This window comes from Pseudomonas sp. JAI120 (genome assembly GCF_014207255.1).
GTDB lineage: Bacteria > Pseudomonadota > Gammaproteobacteria > Pseudomonadales > Pseudomonadaceae > Aquipseudomonas.
In genome coordinates this window covers 1,520,625-1,537,603 of record NZ_JACHCZ010000001.1, presented here as the reverse complement: position 1 = coordinate 1,537,603, position 16,979 = coordinate 1,520,625, and the positions used below count along the sequence as shown (strand labels likewise).

General features: G+C 60.1%; 16 protein-coding genes and 1 pseudogene. 9 read left to right on the top strand and 8 right to left on the bottom strand.

Annotation, left to right across the window (positions count from 1 at the left end; genetic code table 11):
- Positions 1-97 precede the first annotated feature (97 nt).
- The gene (locus tag HDC32_RS07155) at positions 98-511 is read left to right on the top strand and encodes a hypothetical protein (RefSeq protein ID WP_145336373.1); all 414 of its coding nucleotides are present in this window, start codon (positions 98-100) and stop codon (positions 509-511) included.
- Between the two features lie 119 nt (positions 512-630).
- On the opposite strand, the gene HDC32_RS07150 is transcribed toward HDC32_RS07155, so the two are convergent.
- Positions 631-1,677: a hypothetical protein gene (locus HDC32_RS07150; protein ID WP_145336371.1), complete on the bottom strand. Its 1,047-nt coding sequence runs from the start codon at positions 1,675-1,677 to the stop codon at positions 631-633.
- A 383-nt stretch (positions 1,678-2,060) separates the two neighbouring features.
- Between HDC32_RS07150 and HDC32_RS07145 the strand changes: the two genes are divergently transcribed.
- Positions 2,061-2,621: a hypothetical protein gene (locus HDC32_RS07145; RefSeq protein WP_145336369.1), complete on the top strand. Its 561-nt coding sequence runs from the start codon at positions 2,061-2,063 to the stop codon at positions 2,619-2,621.
- 92 nt (positions 2,622-2,713) lie between these two features.
- Here HDC32_RS07145 and HDC32_RS07140 read toward each other — a convergent pair whose 3' ends face one another.
- The 3 genes from HDC32_RS07140 to HDC32_RS07130 form a co-directional block, all read right to left on the bottom strand.
- Positions 2,714-3,052, bottom strand: a complete 339-nt coding sequence (locus HDC32_RS07140; RefSeq protein WP_145336367.1) for a hypothetical protein — start codon at positions 3,050-3,052, stop codon at positions 2,714-2,716.
- Between the two features lie 129 nt (positions 3,053-3,181).
- The gene (locus HDC32_RS07135; protein ID WP_184743185.1) at positions 3,182-3,520 is read right to left on the bottom strand and encodes a DUF6124 family protein; all 339 of its coding nucleotides are present in this window, start codon (positions 3,518-3,520) and stop codon (positions 3,182-3,184) included.
- A gap of 442 nt (positions 3,521-3,962) precedes the next feature.
- Entirely contained in the window at positions 3,963-4,898 is a 936-nt protein-coding gene (locus HDC32_RS07130) for an alpha/beta fold hydrolase (protein ID WP_131699789.1), read from the bottom strand.
- 96 nt (positions 4,899-4,994) lie between these two features.
- Between HDC32_RS07130 and HDC32_RS07125 the strand changes: the two genes are divergently transcribed.
- Together HDC32_RS07125 and msrA are read left to right on the top strand one after the other, a co-directional pair.
- On the top strand, positions 4,995-5,576 hold the full coding sequence (locus HDC32_RS07125) for an ABATE domain-containing protein (protein WP_131699788.1): 582 nt from the start codon (positions 4,995-4,997) through the stop codon (positions 5,574-5,576).
- Between the two features lie 94 nt (positions 5,577-5,670).
- Complete coding sequence (gene msrA / locus HDC32_RS07120) at positions 5,671-6,177, top strand: peptide-methionine (S)-S-oxide reductase MsrA (protein ID WP_131699787.1); 507 nt, start codon at positions 5,671-5,673, stop codon at positions 6,175-6,177.
- 288 nt (positions 6,178-6,465) lie between these two features.
- Here msrA and HDC32_RS07115 read toward each other — a convergent pair whose 3' ends face one another.
- Positions 6,466-6,972, bottom strand: coding sequence for a hypothetical protein (locus HDC32_RS07115; protein WP_184743182.1), 507 nt, complete (start codon positions 6,970-6,972; stop codon positions 6,466-6,468).
- Positions 6,973-7,261: 289 nt separating this feature from the next.
- On the opposite strand from HDC32_RS07115, the gene HDC32_RS07110 reads away from it, so the two are divergent.
- The gene (locus tag HDC32_RS07110) at positions 7,262-7,621 is read left to right on the top strand and encodes an addiction module antidote protein (RefSeq protein ID WP_184743179.1); all 360 of its coding nucleotides are present in this window, start codon (positions 7,262-7,264) and stop codon (positions 7,619-7,621) included.
- Between the two features lie 188 nt (positions 7,622-7,809).
- On the opposite strand, the gene gudD is transcribed toward HDC32_RS07110, so the two are convergent.
- Positions 7,810-9,135: a glucarate dehydratase gene (gene gudD, locus HDC32_RS07105; protein ID WP_131699784.1), complete on the bottom strand. Its 1,326-nt coding sequence runs from the start codon at positions 9,133-9,135 to the stop codon at positions 7,810-7,812.
- Positions 9,136-9,154: 19 nt separating this feature from the next.
- Positions 9,155-10,516: an MFS transporter gene (locus tag HDC32_RS07100; protein ID WP_184743176.1), complete on the bottom strand. Its 1,362-nt coding sequence runs from the start codon at positions 10,514-10,516 to the stop codon at positions 9,155-9,157.
- Positions 10,517-10,943: 427 nt separating this feature from the next.
- Here HDC32_RS07100 and HDC32_RS07095 point away from each other — a divergent pair, with 427 nt between their 5' ends.
- The 3 genes from HDC32_RS07095 (at position 10,944) to HDC32_RS07085 (ending at position 14,745) form a co-directional block, all read left to right on the top strand.
- Positions 10,944-11,654 (top strand): FadR/GntR family transcriptional regulator, encoded by a 711-nt coding sequence (locus HDC32_RS07095; RefSeq protein WP_131699781.1) that lies wholly within the window; start codon positions 10,944-10,946, stop codon positions 11,652-11,654.
- 13 nt (positions 11,655-11,667) lie between these two features.
- Entirely contained in the window at positions 11,668-12,366 is a 699-nt protein-coding gene (locus HDC32_RS07090) for a tRNA (adenine(22)-N(1))-methyltransferase TrmK (protein WP_184743173.1), read from the top strand.
- Between the two features lie 321 nt (positions 12,367-12,687).
- The gene (locus HDC32_RS07085) at positions 12,688-14,745 is read left to right on the top strand and encodes a methyl-accepting chemotaxis protein (RefSeq protein WP_184743170.1); all 2,058 of its coding nucleotides are present in this window, start codon (positions 12,688-12,690) and stop codon (positions 14,743-14,745) included.
- Positions 14,746-14,796: 51 nt separating this feature from the next.
- Here the strand turns inward: HDC32_RS07085 and HDC32_RS32010 are convergent.
- Positions 14,797-14,934: pseudogene (locus HDC32_RS32010) on the bottom strand (beta-propeller fold lactonase family protein); the annotation flags it as partial.
- Positions 14,935-15,208: 274 nt separating this feature from the next.
- On the opposite strand from HDC32_RS32010, the gene HDC32_RS07075 reads away from it, so the two are divergent.
- Entirely contained in the window at positions 15,209-16,951 is a 1,743-nt protein-coding gene (locus HDC32_RS07075; RefSeq protein ID WP_131699778.1) for an OPT family oligopeptide transporter, read from the top strand.
- Positions 16,952-16,979 lie beyond the last annotated feature (28 nt).

The window sequence follows — 16,979 nt, the reverse complement described above, 5'->3', positions numbered from 1 at the left end:
ACGGCGTCTGCCAGAAAATGGGAATTAGAGTAGGCGACATAAATCCGCACCACTGCCATGTTCCAGATATCTGTTTATAGCCAGCAGCAACGTTCCCATGAGCGGGCTGTATGAGAAAACCGAGTCCGCTTTGCGGGCCAAAGACGGTGCGGCCTTCTGGGCTGCGCTCGTCGGCGTCGACGCACAAATTACCGCGCCACTTTTGGCGAAGCTGCTGCTGGAAGACTGGCATGAAGAGCATGAAGACATCGTTTTCGAGTTGGGGTTAATCGGGGAAAACTGCGCGACGTCTGCGATTACGGAAGCCGCGCAGAAAAATTTCGATCACCTGATCAGTTGGGGCAACCTGGAAGAGTTCCAGCGCAAGTGCGCTTATGCATTAGCGCGTATTGGCCCTAGCGATTCAAAGGTAGCTTTGGAACTCATGACACAGCAGCTCGACCCTGGCCTAAGCAAGTACGCTGAGGAAGGTCTAAAGCATTGGCCGATGCGGGTCAAAAAGCGGGGTTAGCGAGCCGGTTTGTTTTATGCCTCTCGCCAAGGACCGCAATCGGCCAAACATTACTGGTCGTCACGCTGAGGTGTGGCAATGCTCTTCAAAATAGGCGTCGCCTTGAGGGTAAAGGCCGCTCAATACCCTTCCATAAACAGCACAGCCTCCAATTGGCGGGCGTTGTAGGCCACGTCAGATCGTGCGTTAAGCGCCTGCACAATGGACGCGACTAGACGATTTGCCTCGAGCTGCGCTGGCCATGACATATATGCATTGCGCCACACGGTACGAGTCGCTCGTGGCCGACTACCGCCACGTCCAGCAATCAGGCCTAGGTTGGGATACTGCGTCTTGAAGGAATCGAGCTCGACGTCATCGAACACTGCCTCAGCAATAGCCACCAATGCGGTGGCTACACGCGAGTCATAGATCACAAAGTCGTCTGGGTAAAACATGGCGTACAGCTTCGTCCATGCACTGTTCATCGCCGCTGGGTTCTGAGCGTTGTGATTAGCCGCACGTTGCAGGTTGGCGACCACGGAATCGGCATCCTGTGTGGGCAGGCGCACCCCGCCCCACTGGCAGATAGACGCGAATAACGCCAACACCGCGTCGGCATTACCGGCAAGGTCAAGACTTAGCCCCTGAGCCTGCGCAATAAACCCCTGCAGTACTTGCTCAGTAGCTACAAAATTCACTCCCGGGGAGGGCCAGAAGTAGCTGCTCAATCGAGCATCCAGTCCCTGGGCTGCCTGGGCTGGGTATACCTTCCGGCGGCGGCGATCGTAGATTTGAAAGGGTTCATGTTCAAGGTAGAAAGCAAAGCGCGCTTCCCAGGGGCTCAAGTTATCGCAACGCAGGGGCGTCTCGGCAGCCGGCTCGACTTCAGCGGTCAGCTCCTGCGTTTCGTCCAGGCCAAGCAATTCATACAACCCGTCGGCGACACGCCGGTAACGCGCCACTTGGCCGTTGCGCGCCCAGTAACCGGTGTGCTCACACAGGTTTGCCAGCTGCGTATTGATTGTGTTGGCGGCAAAAAAGTCTAATCCCACGCGATAGCGTTCGTTGGCATCGGTGGGGCTTAAATAGACCCTGCGGCCGCTGGTTTTAAGGTCTACCGCGCGGAAGTGTAGCGGTAGCGCGCCGGCGTGGATTTCAAGGGCGATTGCGTCGTGCAGGGCCATTAGGTATTCCAAATGCTGGGGATTAGAGGTTTTCCGTTATAGCGATAGGCTACTCGGCGTAGGGGGCGTAATCCAGTGTGGTAAACGTGCGGCTAAGACTTCAAGCAGGGCTGCGCTTAAGCTCAAGCGCCTTGCGTTCGCCCCCATTTAATAAGTCAGTAATCCGACCAATAAGCCTGGAGGCCTAGTGGCTATTCACTAACATCGTTCAGCCGGTAGGGCGTGGCAACAACAGAGCGTGAAGATAAAGTTCAGCGGCGTCGTGCCGATACATTGACGACTATCGCTACGCACTCAGGGATCTCTAACGAGAACCTTGAGGACGTTGGGAGTCATGGCTGGAAAGTTAATTACACCTAATCATTAGACATATGGACGCCATAATGAAACGGATTGAGCGGGACTTCGTTACGCTGTTTAACTACCTCTGGTACAAGGATTTTCCCGTTACTGAAACAGCCGGCCTGGCGAATCGGGCCAACTGGACGATTCATATGGGCCTCGTAATTCGGCAATGTGCCAACCTGCTGGGCGCACGGGCGCTTTTCGAATCGGGCGGGCGTACCGATGCGGTGGTGCAGTACTCCGAAAAGGATATTTTGACCTTCGTGGAATGGGAGTGGAAGCGTGCCCACACGGACATCAACGAAATCGAAAAACTGTATAGCAAGGCCGGTCAGGCAGCCTTTCAGACGTTCATTGGCTACAGCCGTGTAGAGGACATTCAAAAGGCTTTGGACCAAACGTTGAACAAATGGATCGATGCTAAAAGCCCCTTGATTTATTTTCTTATTACCTACGATGTGGTTAAAGGCAACCGTCACTTCGTTGATCTTGTGACCTACCAATTTACAAAAAACCGCTGCAAGAAAATACGCAGTCAGCCGGCGCTACCCTGGATGGTGAATCGCAAGAAGTTCATCGCCGCTGAGGAAAATACATAAAACCTAAAAAACTTCGGAACTGTTGCCGATCAGCATTTCCCTGCTGGCCTCATCGGCAATTCCGAGCAACGTGGTGGAGGCCGAATGGGGGCTCACCACAGCAGCGCTTCAACTTCGTCGTACTTATCCGCCAACTTGAGGAAGGTGTTCGCCCAGCCACTGCTGAGGCTGAGTTCTTGCAGGGGGCCGGTGACGGCGAACACAACCGCCACATCCAGCCTGTTGGGCGAACCACCTGATTTGAGCACGCTGATCAAGCCCAGCAATTCCCCCTTCGCTTGTGCCTCGTCTTCCCAGCTTGACCAGCAGAAGTCGTTGTCTGGAAGGCCGATCAGTTCTATCGCGGCTTCGAGGACGTGGATGAGGCTTTCAATCGGGGTCTCACGATTGATTCCTTCTTGAAGCAATTGCCGTGCACGGCCCAAATTCATTGGGGCTGCCCTTCATTGTGGAGGAAGTTGAACAGCATAGAGAAGATCGGGCGCCGGCCATAGATGCAAGAGGTCGCCGAGTCTTTGCATGGGCTGAGACGACTCGGCGACCCTTTGTGAGTGACGCGTCTAGTTAACGGCCGCCTCCGGCTCCATCAACTTATCCACCAACAAAACCCCCAACTCACTCAGTTGATGAATCGCCAACGCCACATCCCGCTGCTTCCCCGTCAGCTCATCCGATAGGTCCAGCAACAACGCAGTCACCGAAGAAAAAGTCTCATAGCTATTGGCAATCAGCACTTCACTGCTGACATCGTCCGCAACGCTGAACAACGTCGTCGAAGGTGGAGGAGGCGGCCCTGGCGGTTCGGCGCCCGCGTTGAGGTAGTGATCAATCGCACGATGCGCCGCCTGATTCAGTTTCAGGTCGGGGCCGTTCGGAGGGTTAGGCGTGACTTTGTACATAACGGAATTTCCCTGTCAGAGCCGACACCGTTTCGCTACTAAACGAAAGGGTGGCAGCTGTACGCAGGTTAGTAGACCGGGGAATTCCGCAAAGCCGGCGCACCCGAAGGTGCCCTGCGCACAGCCGCCATCAAGCACAGACGGGAAGTCTGGTGGATGAAGCTTGTGCACTAAGCGAAATTCGACCACGGGCTACTAAACCCGATCACTGAGTTGTCAGCGACCGGGCCACCTTAGAGACGCCCACTCAAGCGCACAAGCCGGCGGATTCTGACGCAACTGTAGGCAACGGAGCAAGGCGCTGCAGCTTGCTGTAGGACATGTCCACAAGGTAGGCGCGAGCTTGTTTGCGAAGAAGCTTGGAGCGCCGCGTGAAACCAGAGTCGGCGTTATCGTTGACGTTTTTCGCGAGCAAGCTCGCTCCTACATAGGGTTGCGCTGATTACTGGAGGTTCTTGTCCAGGAACGCCCGTATAACCGGAATGATCTCCTTGCCATGGGTTTCAAGCGCAAAGTGCCCGGTGTCATAAAAACGAACATCCGCCTTGGGAATATCGCGCTTCCATGCCTCGGCGCCGGCCGGCAGGAAGAACGGGTCGTTCTTGCCCCACACCGCGAGCAGCGGTGGCTGGTACTGGCGGAAGTACGACTGGAAGGCCGGGTACATCGCTACGTTGGAGGCGTAGTCCAGCACCAGGTCGAGCTGGATGTCGGCATTGCCTGGCCGGGATATTTGCAGCCCTTCCAGCGTGTAGCCATCGGGTGAAACCGAGCTTTTGTCGGCCACGCCTTCCAGGTACTGCCACTTGATCGAGGCAGGGGTTGGGAAGTCGTGCAGGGCGTCACGGTTTTGTTGGGTCGGGGCGTGCCAGTAGCGTTGGATGGGGGCCCAGCCGTCGCCCAAGCCTTCTTCGTAGGCGTTGCCGTTTTGGGAAATGATCGCGGTCACTCGCTCCGGATGGGCGACGGCCATGCGCCAGCCTACGGGGGCGCCGTAGTCGTGGACCATCAGCGCGTATTTATCGAGTTTGAGCTGTTCGGTGAACTGGCCGATGGTCTTCGCCAGCTGGCTGAAGGTGTAGGCGTATTCGCCGCGCGGCGGGGCTTCGGTGAAGCCAAATGCCGGCAGGTCCGGCGCGATGACGTGGTAGCGGTCGGCAAGCTCGGGCATGAGTTCGCGGAACATGAAGGATGAGCCGGCGAAGCCGTGCAGCAGCAACACGGTCGGCGCGCTGGGGTCGCCCGCCTCGCGGTAGAACACCTTTACGTCACCGACCTGCTCGTAGCGGTAATGCACTGTGTTGTCTGCATGGGCCGTGCCGCTGATCAGCAAGGAGGCGGTGAGCCCGGCAGCGGCAATGGCGTTGGACGTGGTCATGGTGTGGCTTCCTTTGTAACCGTTAAAGTTGGTGTTTGAAGGTTATGCCTGGATTTGGTAACCTGTCAAACATATTTTATTGGTTACAGGCTGCCCATGAATCCGAACAGCACTGCTTCAGGCGCACTTTTTCTGGCTGACAACCTTGCCCTCGATTTCATCAACTCCGAGTACGGGGTGGGTGATCAGCGCCATGACTGCTTCGTCGATGATCACAGCGTTATGAGCTGGCTGACCCAAGCGGGGCTGTTGCCCGAGCAGGTTGACCCGAAGGCGCCGAATGGGCTGCTGGCCCTCGCTCGCACGCTTCGCGCGAGTTCAAGGGCGGTGGTGAATGCGGCAATGACAGGCGTTCCCGTCGATCTTGCGGTGATCAACCAGGTGCTTGAAGCGGGTCGCCCGGTGAGCAGGCTGGAATGGGCGCAGGAGCAGAAGGCATTTCGGCTTGCCACGCATCCTCGGGACAGCAGCCCGGCCAGCCTGCTTGGGCCGGTGGCCGAGTCGCTGGTGGGCTTGGTCACGAACGATAAGTTTGAATTCGTCCGCCAGTGCGAGGCCCATGATTGCGTGCTGCTGTTCCATGACCTGAGCAAATCACACCGCCGCCGCTGGTGCAGCATGGCGACCTGCGGCAACCGGATGAAGGTGGCGGCGTTTCGTTCCAGGAATAAACCTTGAGTCGCTAGGGGGGCAGTTTTTCTTTGATTGAACTTGGTATTGCTCAGCATTGCCCCATAACTATCCCTGTCTCCATTAACCGCAAGGACAGACCATGACCAACCCAACCGAAACCGCCATCCTCGCCGGCGGCTGCTTCTGGGGCATGCAGGACCTGTTGCGACGCTACCCCGGCGTGCTGCACACGCGCGTCGGCTACACCGGTGGCGATGTGCCGAATGCTACCTACCGCAACCATGGCAACCATGCTGAAGCGATTGAGATCGTGTTTGACCCGGCGGTGATTTCCTACCGGCAGATCCTTGAGTTCTTTTTCCAGATCCATGACCCGAGCACGCCGAATCGTCAGGGCAATGATCTTGGGCCAAGCTATCGTTCGGCGATTTACTACCTGAGCGAGCAGCAAAGGGATATTGCCGAAGATACCGCGGCTGACGTGGATGCCTCCAAGCTGTGGCCTGGGCCTGTGGCCACGGAAATTGAGCCCGCCAGGGAGTTTTGGGAGGCGGAGCCGGAGCATCAGGATTATCTGGAGCGGATACCGAACGGGTATACCTGCCACTTCGTCCGGCCGAATTGGAAGTTGCCCACGCGGGCTTGAACGTGAGTAGCGTCGGGTAGGGAAGGTCAACGGCGGCAATCCAGATCCGCCTATAGCCCCCAGGTTATGGCCATTTAGGCACAGCGCTGGTTGCCGCTGCGTCTTCTGCTTGTGCAGCGATCATGTCATCTGCACTGGAGCGCGCCTGAGTAGATGAAATACACCATATGCGTACGCCATAGAAGGCTGAAGGCCCGGGAACATCGCTGTTTTATCATCACTGCCTACGTCCTTGTCGTTAGGCAAATGCCATGGCCTTTCAGGTATGAATGGCCACGTCCGGTTGACTCAAATCCCTTCCTGCTCCATCAGCCTGGCCGACAGCGCTTTCAGCTTCAAATAGGGACCTGTGAAGCGCGTGCCCCCATCCAGTGGGGTGAGCGTGATCCGCTCTGAATCGCACCGATGAAATGGGGTGAACATGCGTTTGTTCGGGTAGTAAACGCCTTCCGGCGTCTTGGAATACTTCAAGGCGAGCATCGCGTTTTGCAGTGCAGTGGGGCTGATATGCCTGGCAATGCTCGACTCGGAAAGTGCTGCGTCGTGGTACATCCTGTACATCGCCCCTATGCATCCACCCAGGGTGCCGCCATAGAGGACGTTGCTCTTGAATGTGTCGGTTATGCCGACGCTTTGTGCAACAAACAGCATAAGAGCCGTCGTTACAAAACAGAGGAGGGCGCTTTCCAGCAGTGCCAATGCCTTGTAAGGGTCTACGGCCAGTTGGTCTTTGAGCTTAAGTCGTGTGATGGCCGTGTCGGCGTGTTTTGGCGCGTGGGTGTCAAGCGGTTTCAAGCGTTACCCCTCCTGGGTTGAGTCTTCCTGATCGAGAACGGCTCGCATTTTACGCAAAGTGAAGCGGCTGTGCAGGACGTTTTCTTTGGGCTTCATCTCTATCGTTTGCCGCCTCAGCTTGCCCCCGATGGCGGAGTGTCAGCCACCGTGATAGCGGGCGAATGCGCAGGTGCTGAGGAATGGTGAAGGTTAGACACAGGCGCTATTAGACACAGGCGCTAATAGTATCGATCGGCTGCTTATGCGAGCGGTGGACTAGGATTTTTCTTCCGGAGTGTTCCGGACTCACATGCCGATCCTCGATCTTGATACCTCCGGTACCAGCATCTATGAAGCGTCGCGCTTCCTCGATAGCCCGGAAACCATCAGCGCTTATCTGGCGCAGAGCATGAAATCTCAAGACCCGCAGGTGCTCATGAAAGCGCTTGCCGAGGTCGCCAAGGCCCAGGGCGTGAACAAGGTGGCGGAGTCTGCGGGGGGTAATCGCGAGAGCCTATATAAGACGCTGAAAGGCGGTTCTAAAACGCGTTATGAGACGATTCAGAAGTTGATGCTGGCGTTAGGCGTGGAAATGACTGTGCAGCCGATTGCGGCGGTGGCAGTCAAGAAAACGGCAAGTGCAAGGCGGGCTGGGGCCGGGAAGTCCTGACGCGCGGTTTAGCGAGCGACCACAACCCTTGAAAAATACCGAGGCCCCCCTGTGGGAGGGGGCTTGCTCCCGATAGCGGAGTGCCAGTCGATATATGTCTGGCTGACACACCGCAATCGGGAGCAAGTCCCCTCCCACATTGGATTGATTGTGCTCTGGAGACCGAGCCGCCCCCAGAACCCAGCGCTTCAGCGCACCAGGCAAGGCTGTTTGTTGTTATAACGCCAGCCCGGAATCAAGAACTGCATCGCCACGCTGTCATCCCGTGCGCCGAGGCCCATGCCTTTGTACAGTTCGTGGGCCTTGGCCACGGCGTCCATGTCGATGTCCACGCCCAGGCCCGGTTTGGCTGGTACCTTCACATAACCGCCTTCGATTTTCAGCGGTTCGCGGGTCAGGCGCTGGCCGTCCTGCCAGATCCAGTGGGTGTCGATGGCGGTGATGTCGCCTGGGGCGGCGGCGGCCACTTGGGTGAACATGGCCAGAGAAATATCGAAGTGGTTGTTGGAGTGCGAGCCCCAGGTCAGGCCCCACTCATTGCACATCTGCGCCACGCGCACCGAGCCTTGCATCGTCCAGAAGTGCGGGTCGGCCAGGGGGATGTCCACCGATTGCAGTTGGATCGCGTGGCCCATTTCGCGCCAGTCGGTGGCGATCATGTTAGTGGCGGTTTTCAGGCCCGTGGCGCGGCGGAATTCGGCCATGACTTCGCGCCCCGAGTAACCGTTTTCGGCGCCGCACGGGTCTTCGGCGTAGGCGAGCACGTGGTGCTGATCGCGGCACAGGCGGATGGCTTCTTTCAATGACCAGGCGCCGTTGGGGTCGAGGGTGATGCGCGCATCGGGGAAGCGTTCGGCCAGGGCGGTGACGGCTTCGATCTCTGCGTCGCCGCTCAATACGCCGCCCTTGAGCTTGAAGTCGTTGAAGCCGTATTTGGCTTTGGCGGCTTCGGCCAGGCGCACCACGGCCTCGCTGGTCAGGGCTGTTTCATGGCGCAGGCGAAACCACTCGTCCTCGTTGTCGGCTTCGTTGCGGTAGGCCAGGTCGGTGGCGCTGCGGTCGCCGACGTAGAACAGGTAGCCGAGCATTTTCACCGCATCACGCTGCTGGCCTTCGCCGAGCAGGGCGGCCACCGGCACTTCGAGGAACTGGCCCAGCAGGTCGAGCAGGGCGGCTTCCATGGCGGTGACGGCATGGATGGTGATGCGCAGGTCAAAGGTTTGCAGGCCGCGGCCAGCCGAATCCCGTGAGGCGAAGGTGCTGCGCATCTGGTTGAGGATGCGCTGGTACTGGCCGATGGGTTGGCCGATCACCAGGCTGCGGGCGTCTTCCAGGGTTTCGCGGATGCGTTCGCCACCGGGCACTTCACCGACGCCGGTGTTGCCGCTGCTGTCCTTGAGAATCACGATGTTGCGGGTAAAAAATGGCCCGTGGGCGCCGCTCAGGTTGAGCAGCATGCTGTCGTGGCCGGCGACGGGGATGACCTGGAAATGGGTGACGACGGGAGTATTCATGGCAAGTTCCTGGATAGGCTCAAAGAGGTTTGCTGACGGCGGCGCTCGTTGGCGTCACGCTTGGCGAAGTCAAAGCGGCGGAGGGGGCGGTCTTGGCAAAGAACACCAGAATCGCGGCGAGCACCGACGTGCCGGCCAAACCGTAGAGACCACCCTGGATCGAACCGGTGGTCTGCTCCAGAAAGCCAAAGGTGGTCGGCGCGACGAAGCCACCCAGGTTGCCGATGGAGTTGATCAAGGCGATCACGGCAGCGGCGATGCGCACATCCAGGTAACCCTGTGGGATCGGCCAGAACAGCGAGGACGCCGACTTGAACCCAATGGCCGCAAAACAGATTGCCACGAACGCGAAGATCGGCCCGCCGGTGGTGGACATGAACATGCCCGCCGCCGCAATCAACAGCGCCGCCGCGACCCAGGCCTGCTGGAACTTGAATTTGCCCGACAGCGTCGCGAAGGCATACATGGCGATGATCGAGATCAGCCACGGGATCGAGTTGAAGAAGCCGACCTGCACATCGCTCAGGTCGCCCATCTTCTTGATGATGCTCGGCAGCCAGAACGTCGCCGCGTAGATCGTCAGTTGAATGCAGAAGTACAGGGCGCAGAACAGCAGGATCTGGCGGTCCTTGAGCAGCTTGCCGATGGTCGGCTTGATGCTGGTCAGGGCTTCCCGCTCGCGCTGTTCCTGGTCGATGGCGTTGACCAGAGCGTCCTGTTCTTCGCGGGTCATCCACTTGGCGTCGTGGGGCTTGGAATCGAGCCAGAACCACACGAAGAAACCGATCACCACCGAGGCCAGGCCTTCGATGGCGAACATCCATTGCCAGCCGTGGAAGCCAAATCCTTCGATCTGCAGCAGTGCGCCTGACAGCGGGCCGGAGATCAGCGAGGCCACCGCCGAGCCACTGAGGAAAATCGCGATGGCTTTGCCGCGCTCAACCCCCGGTAGCCAGCGCGTGAAGTAGTAGATCACCCCAGGGAAGAAGCCGGCTTCGGCCACGCCCAGTAGAAAGCGCAGGATGTAGAAGTGGGTTTCGTTCTGGATGAACGCCATCAGCGTGGCGACGACGCCCCAGGTGAACATGATGCGGGTCAGCCAGATGCGCGCGCCGACCTTTTGCAGCAGCATGTTCGAGGGCACTTCAAAGAGCGCGTAGCCAATGAAGAACAGCCCGGCGCCAAACCCATAGGCGGCAGCGCCGATGCCCAGGTCAGTTTCCATGTGCGTGCGCACAAAGCCGATATTGACCCGGTCGATGTAGTTGAGGATGAACATGATCACGAACAGTGGGAGCACATGGCTCTTCACTTTTCTCACGGCTTGCGCGAGGACCGAATCACTGTCTGGTGTGGCAGATGCATGGCTTGAATTGTTCACAATTCAAAACTCCCCCTGATTATTTTTATGCGGGTTTGCGTGTCTTGTTGATAGACATCATACAAGTTGATTTCTGGAGTTCGCAATGCGGTGATGATGTTTTTGTGTTTATAAGAGCCAGTATTTAGTGCTTTTTTGGTTATTTTGCAGGTTGGGGTGGGGTTTTAAAGATGGTTGAGAGGGCTTTTGAAAGGGTGGCGCTGGCGGCCATTAATGTTGGTTGTCATACAAGTAGGGCGCTTTTTTTCACTCGCACCCCAACCTGTAGGAGCGAGCTTGCTCGCGAAAAACGTCAACGATAATGCGGGCAGCCTGGATAAACGCGGCGCCCTCAGGTTCTTCGCGAGCAAGCTCGCTCCTACAGTGGGGTTACGCCGTGGGGCGGGATGTTAAGCTCCCTCCTGCCCAACCCCGTGGATTCGTAACTATGCCCATTGAAAACGGCCCCCCCGTTCGTAGACGCTCCAACAACCTGGCCCAAGGCGTGCTTGACGCCCTGACCCAGCGCATCCTGCTTGGGCAGTTGAAGCCGGGTGAAAAGCTGCCGTCCGAATCCACCATCGTGCTTGAGCATGGGGTGAGCCGTACCGTGGTGCGCGAGGCGCTGTCCAAGCTGCAAGCCTCGGGGCTGGTGGAGACGCGCCATGGCATCGGCACCTTCGTGCTGGCGCAACAGGCCCAGCAAGGTTTGCGCCTGCATGTGGACACCGTCGCCAGCGTGCGCAACATGCTCGAGCTGCGCCTGGGCCTGGAGGTGCAGGCAGTGGCACTGGCCGCCGTGCGCAGGACCGACGAGCAGCTTGCCCACATGCGCGCCGCGCTGGACGACTACCAGGCCTCGCTGGCCAACAACGACAGCTGTGTGGAAGAGGACAAGCGTTTCCACCAGTTGATCGCCGAAGCCACCGGCAATACCTTCTTCACCGAGATCATGCTGCACCTGGGCAATGCGATGATTCCGCGTACCCAAGTGAAAGGCGCCGAACGTGGCGGGGCGGACTTCGCCAAGCTCGGGCAATTGGCGAACCTGGAACATGAGGCGATCTTCAACGCAATCAGGCGCCAGGACCCGGACGCGGCGCGGGCGGCGATGGTGTTGCATCTGACCAACAGCCGGGATCGATTTTCCGGCGAATAAAAAGGAACACAGGTTGAACGAACACACCTTGTCCATGCGCCTGGAGCGCGTGGCGGCGCATGTGCCGATGGGCGCGCGGCTGGCCGATATCGGCTCGGACCACGCCTACCTGCCGGTGGCCTTGATGCGCCGTGGCGTGATCGAGGCCGCGGTGGCGGGCGAGGTGGCGATCACGCCGTTCCAGGCGGCCGAGCGCACCGTGCGGGAGAACGGCCTGGAGCAGCACGTTACGGTGCGCCTGGCCGATGGTCTGGCGGCGATAAAGCCGGCAGACGCGATCACCGCGATCAGCGTCTGCGGCATGGGCGGCGAAACGATCCGCGACATCCTCGAAGGCGGCAAGGCCCACCTCCGCGGTCACGAACGCCTGATCCTGCAACCCAATGGCGGCGAACAACCGTTGCGTCACTGGTTGATGGAAAACGGTTACACCCTCCTCGATGAAGAGCTGCTGCGGGAAAACCGTTTCTACTACGAAATCATCGTCGCCGAACGCACCACGCCGGTGATCTACAGCGCCGAACAACTGTACTTCGGCCCCCTGCAGATGCAGGCGCGCAGCCCGGTGTTCCTGGCCAAGTGGCAGCGCATGCTGCGTCAGAAGCAGAAGACCCTGGCCAGTTTCGAGCATGCGCGGCAGGCCGTGCCGGAAGATAAGGTCGCGGAAATTGCACGGCAGGCAAGATGGATTACTGCGTTACTGGCTGGATAACACTTCTTCCCGATGACGGCCCTTCAAGTTCTCCCCGTACGCGGCCGATAGGATGCTTGTGATTGAGGGCGTTTTGGAACGTACCTCGGTCAGTCGTCTCCGGCGGTGACAGCGGCCTTGTCGCTACTGAGTGCTTTTGCCCCATTTTCGCGCACGCGAGGTGGGGCGTTCGTGCAGCGAACGCCCTGTTTCGGGGCTGGGTGTGAGCGGCCCGTATCTTGCTAGAGCCTTACCAATCAATGACATGGCATTTTGCTTTCATTTATTTCAAGGCTTCGCCCAGCGGTGCGCCGGGTGGGTTGTTTTCGGGAGTGGTCGGACATGCACAGCTTTTTATCACCTGGTATCCGCCTGCTCGGACGTTTCGGCTTCGCGCGCAAGTTCCAGGTTCTGTTTTTCCTGTTCATGCTCCCCTTGGCCGGAAGCCTGTGGATGATCGGCCAGGACTATCGCGACAAATTAAGCGTGATTTCCGCTGAGCAGTCCGGTCTTCGTCAACTATTGGCCCTGGATGCGCTGGACGGCCAACTGAGCGCCCAACGTAACCTGGCTGCGCGCTGGAAGGCGGCGGACATCCTGCATGCCCCGACGCCAGCGGCGAAGGCGGCGATGGATAAGGTCGATGCCAATTTCCCGGTGATCCTGCAAAGCCTGCAAGCTCTCGGTGATGCTTTGAAAACCCAGAGCGCCGGCGCTGATGTCCTGGCCCGCTTCGAGGCGTTGCAGGCCACGGTCAAGGGCATGGACTCGGCGTCCCTGCGCACCGTTGGCTGGTGGCCGGATGGCTACGACCGCTTCACCGCTGCGCTGACGGCGATGCAGGCCCTGCGCGAACAGATCACCCTCGACGCCGGCCTGATCCTCGACCCCTGGTTGGAAACCTACATGCTCATGCAGATCGGCACCCAGCAAACGCCCGACCTGATCGAGCGCATCGGGCGGATGGCCAGTGTCGGGCAGTCCTCGATTTCTTCGGGGCAGTTCACCTTGCAGAGCCGTTTGCAGATGCGCGACCTGCGCAGCCGCATCGGCGATGCGCGGGATCAACTGGTCAAGGCTGCGGCTTCGCTCAAGGCCAAGCAGTACGCCGGCATGGAGCCGTGGACAGCGCAATACGACACCAGCCTGCAGTTGTTGGATAACGAACTCAAAGTGCTCGACGACGGCGTGTTCGGCGGCAGCATCAAGCTGGATACAGCCGGTTTCGAGCGCAGTATCGACGCCACGCTCGAGTCGCTCGGCGCGCTGCGCATTCGGTCGCTGACGTCGATGGATGCGCGCCTGGACTACTACCACGAGCACGCGAACACGCAATTCATACCGATGGTGGCGACGTTCAGCCTGTTGGCCCTGGCGGCGCTGTACCTGTTCATGTGCCTGCAAGCGTCCATCCGTCGCAGCGCCAGTGGCATCACCACGTTGGCCGAGTCCCTGCGCGACGGCAACCTGTGCGTGGCCGTGACGGTGGAAGGGCGCGACGAACTCGCGGCCATCAGTACCGCGCTGAACGTCGCGGTGGTGCAATTGCGCACCAGCCTGCTCGGCGTCAATCACGAAACCCAGCAGCTTGGCTCGGCGGTGCTCACCCTTAATTCGCAATCGGGCAGCACCCTCAGCGAAGTCGAGGACCAGCAGCACCAGATCAGCCAGATCGCCGCCGCCGCCACGCAGTTGGCCGCCACGTCCATGGGCGTCGCGCGCAGCTGCGAACAGGCCTCGGGCAGTGCCCAGCACACCCGGCGCATCGCCGAAGACAGCAGCCGCGACAGCCAGCGCACCACCGCCAGCATCCAGCAGCTCAACCAGCGCCTGACCGATACCTCGGACGCCTTGCAGCAGGTCAGCCAGCAAGGCCAGCAGATTCAATCGGTGGTGGACACCATTCGCGGCATCGCCGAGCAGACCAACCTGCTGGCGCTCAACGCAGCCATCGAAGCCGCCCGCGCAGGCGAGCAGGGCCGTGGCTTTGCGGTGGTTGCCGATGAAGTGCGCAGCCTGTCGCAACGCACCCAGGCGTCGACGGCGCAGATCGCCGGCACCGTCGACAGCCTGCGCGCCACGGTGAGCCAGGCGGTGACGCTGATGGGCGCCGCGTGCGAGCAGGCGTTGACCGATGCCGAGTCCGTCACCGGCCTGGGCACGCGCCTGGGCGAGATTGCCGGCGCGGTGCAGAACGTCACCGACACCCTGGCGCAAATCGCCACGGCGGTGGAGGAGCAGGCGGCGACGGCGGATGAAGTGAGCGGCAATATCCAGCAAGTCGACCAGGCCGCCGGGCGCCTGCTCGACGGCGCGCGCGCGGTAAACCGTGCGGCAGACACCTTGAGCAAAGGCAGCCAGGCGTTGAGTGATAACACCGCACGGTTTCGCCTGAGCTGAGGTCTGTAAACCCTCAAGATTCAACCCGGTGTGCGGGGGCGAGCCCGCTCCCACACGCTTCAACGCACCGGTGGCACTGACCGCATAGGTGCCGACCTTGTCGCTTTTCTCACCGGCCACCAGCAGCCAATGCCCGTTGGGGGGAAATGCGATGTTGCGCGACTGCTTCTCTTCGACCCGGTATTGGTCGGCACGCTCACGAAGCCTCTGCTGATCGGGGTGAGTGCGCCGGTGGCGGCGTCGAAGCGGTAGTGCAGCACATGGTCCGTGCCCAGGTTGCCGGCGTAGGCAAGGCGAAATTGCTTGGGTCGGGGCATCGCTTCGACGGCGAGCCGCTGCTGGACAAGGCGCAAGCCGGTTAAGGGAAAACGCTGCACCTGTGGCAAGCATTAAACCCGGAACCTTCAGCCCCGACAGGGCTCACTTGTTAAGTCGCCCTGTTCCCTTGCCGAAAGGAATCCGCATGCATGCCCCCCCATCAACCGTGCCCCTTCACACCCCCGTCGAACGCGAACTGAGCCTGCGCGCGGTCATCACCGGCACCGTGCTCGGTATCCTGCTGACCCCTTCGAATGTGTACGCCGGGTTGAAGATCGGTTGGTCGTTCAACATGTCGATCATTGCCCTGCTGGTGGGGTATGCGATCTGGCAGGGCCTGGCGAGGCGGTCGTCCGAGCAACTGCCGTGGACGTTGCACGAGAGCAATATCAACCAGACCGTCGCCTCGGCCGCCGCTTCGATTATTTCCGGTGGGCTGGTGGCGCCGATCCCGGCCTATACCCTGCTGACCGGCAACCAGTTGGATGCGCTGCCGATGATCGCCTGGGTGTTCTCGGTGAGTTTCCTGGGCATCTGGATCGCCTGGTACCTGCGGCCTTCGTTGCTTAATGACAAGGCGCTGAAGTTTCCCGAAGGCATGGCCACCCTGGAAACCCTGCTGCATATCTACAACCATGGGCGCGAAGCCGCGACGCGCTTGAAGGTGCTGCTCAGTGCGGCGTTGCTGTCCGGGCTGGTGAAGTGGGTGGACACCTTTGTGTGGGCCTTCCCGCGTTGGTCGCCGAGTGCCCAACTGGAACGCCTGACCTTCACCGCCGACCCTTCGCTGTTGCTGCTGGGTTTTGGCGGCATTATCGGCATTCGCGTCGGCCTGACCCTGTTGCTGGGCGCCTTGCTCGCCTGGGGTGGCCTGGGCCCGTGGCTGCTGGCGCAAGGCCTGGTGACCTTGCCGGCCGGCAGCAGCGGCCCGCAATTCGCGGCGTTGGTGGAGTGGTTGCTGTGGCCGGGGGTGAGCCTGATGGTGTGCTCGACCTTGGCGTCGTTAACCATTCGGTTGTGGGCGTTGTACACCTCTACAAAGTCCGCCGGCGGGCAAGCCTGGAGCGTCCCCAAGCCTGGGCCGGCCGCCGGTTTCGCCCTGTCGATCGTATTGGTGGTGAGCCTGCAGGCACTGTTGTTCGGCATCAACCTGTGGATGGCCTTGTTGACCATTCCCCTGGCGATCTGCCTGGCGGCCGTCGCCGCCCGCGTGGTGGGCGCCACCGGTATCCCGCCGATTGGCGCTATCGGGCAGTTGTCCCAGCTGAGCTTCGGCATCGTCGCGCCGGGGCAAGTGCCGATCAACCTGATGAGTGCCAACACCGCCGGCGGCTCGGCCGGGCAGTGCACCGACTTGATGAACGACTTCAAGGTCGGCAAGGCGATTGGCGCCACGCCGCACAAGCAAGTGATCGCGCAGATCCTGGGGATTTTCATTGGCAGCATCGTCGGGGTGTTCGCGTACCTGGCGCTGATTCCTGATCCCCAATCGATGCTGCTCACCGAAGAATGGCCGGCGCCGGCGGTCGCGACCTGGAAAGCCGTGGCACAAACCCTTACCCATGGGCTGGATTCATTGTCGGCGAGCATTCGCTGGGCGATTGCTATTGCCGGTGTGGCGGGGGTGTTGCTGGGGGTACTCGACAGCCTGTTGCCCGCCCATCGCGCCCGCTACTTGCCCAGTGCCGCTGCGTTGGGGTTGGCGTTTGTGCTGCCAGCTTCGGTGTCGCTGATGATGGCGCTGGGTGCGGTGCTCACCTGGCTGGTGAGCTGCCGCTGGCCGAGCATTACCGAGCGTTTTGCGATTACCGCAGCGGCGGGGTTGATTGCCGGGGAGAGCATCACCGGCGTGGGGGCGTCGCTGTGGCAGATGATGGGGAATGGGTAAGCTGTCCCCCAAGGCTGGCATCTCCCCC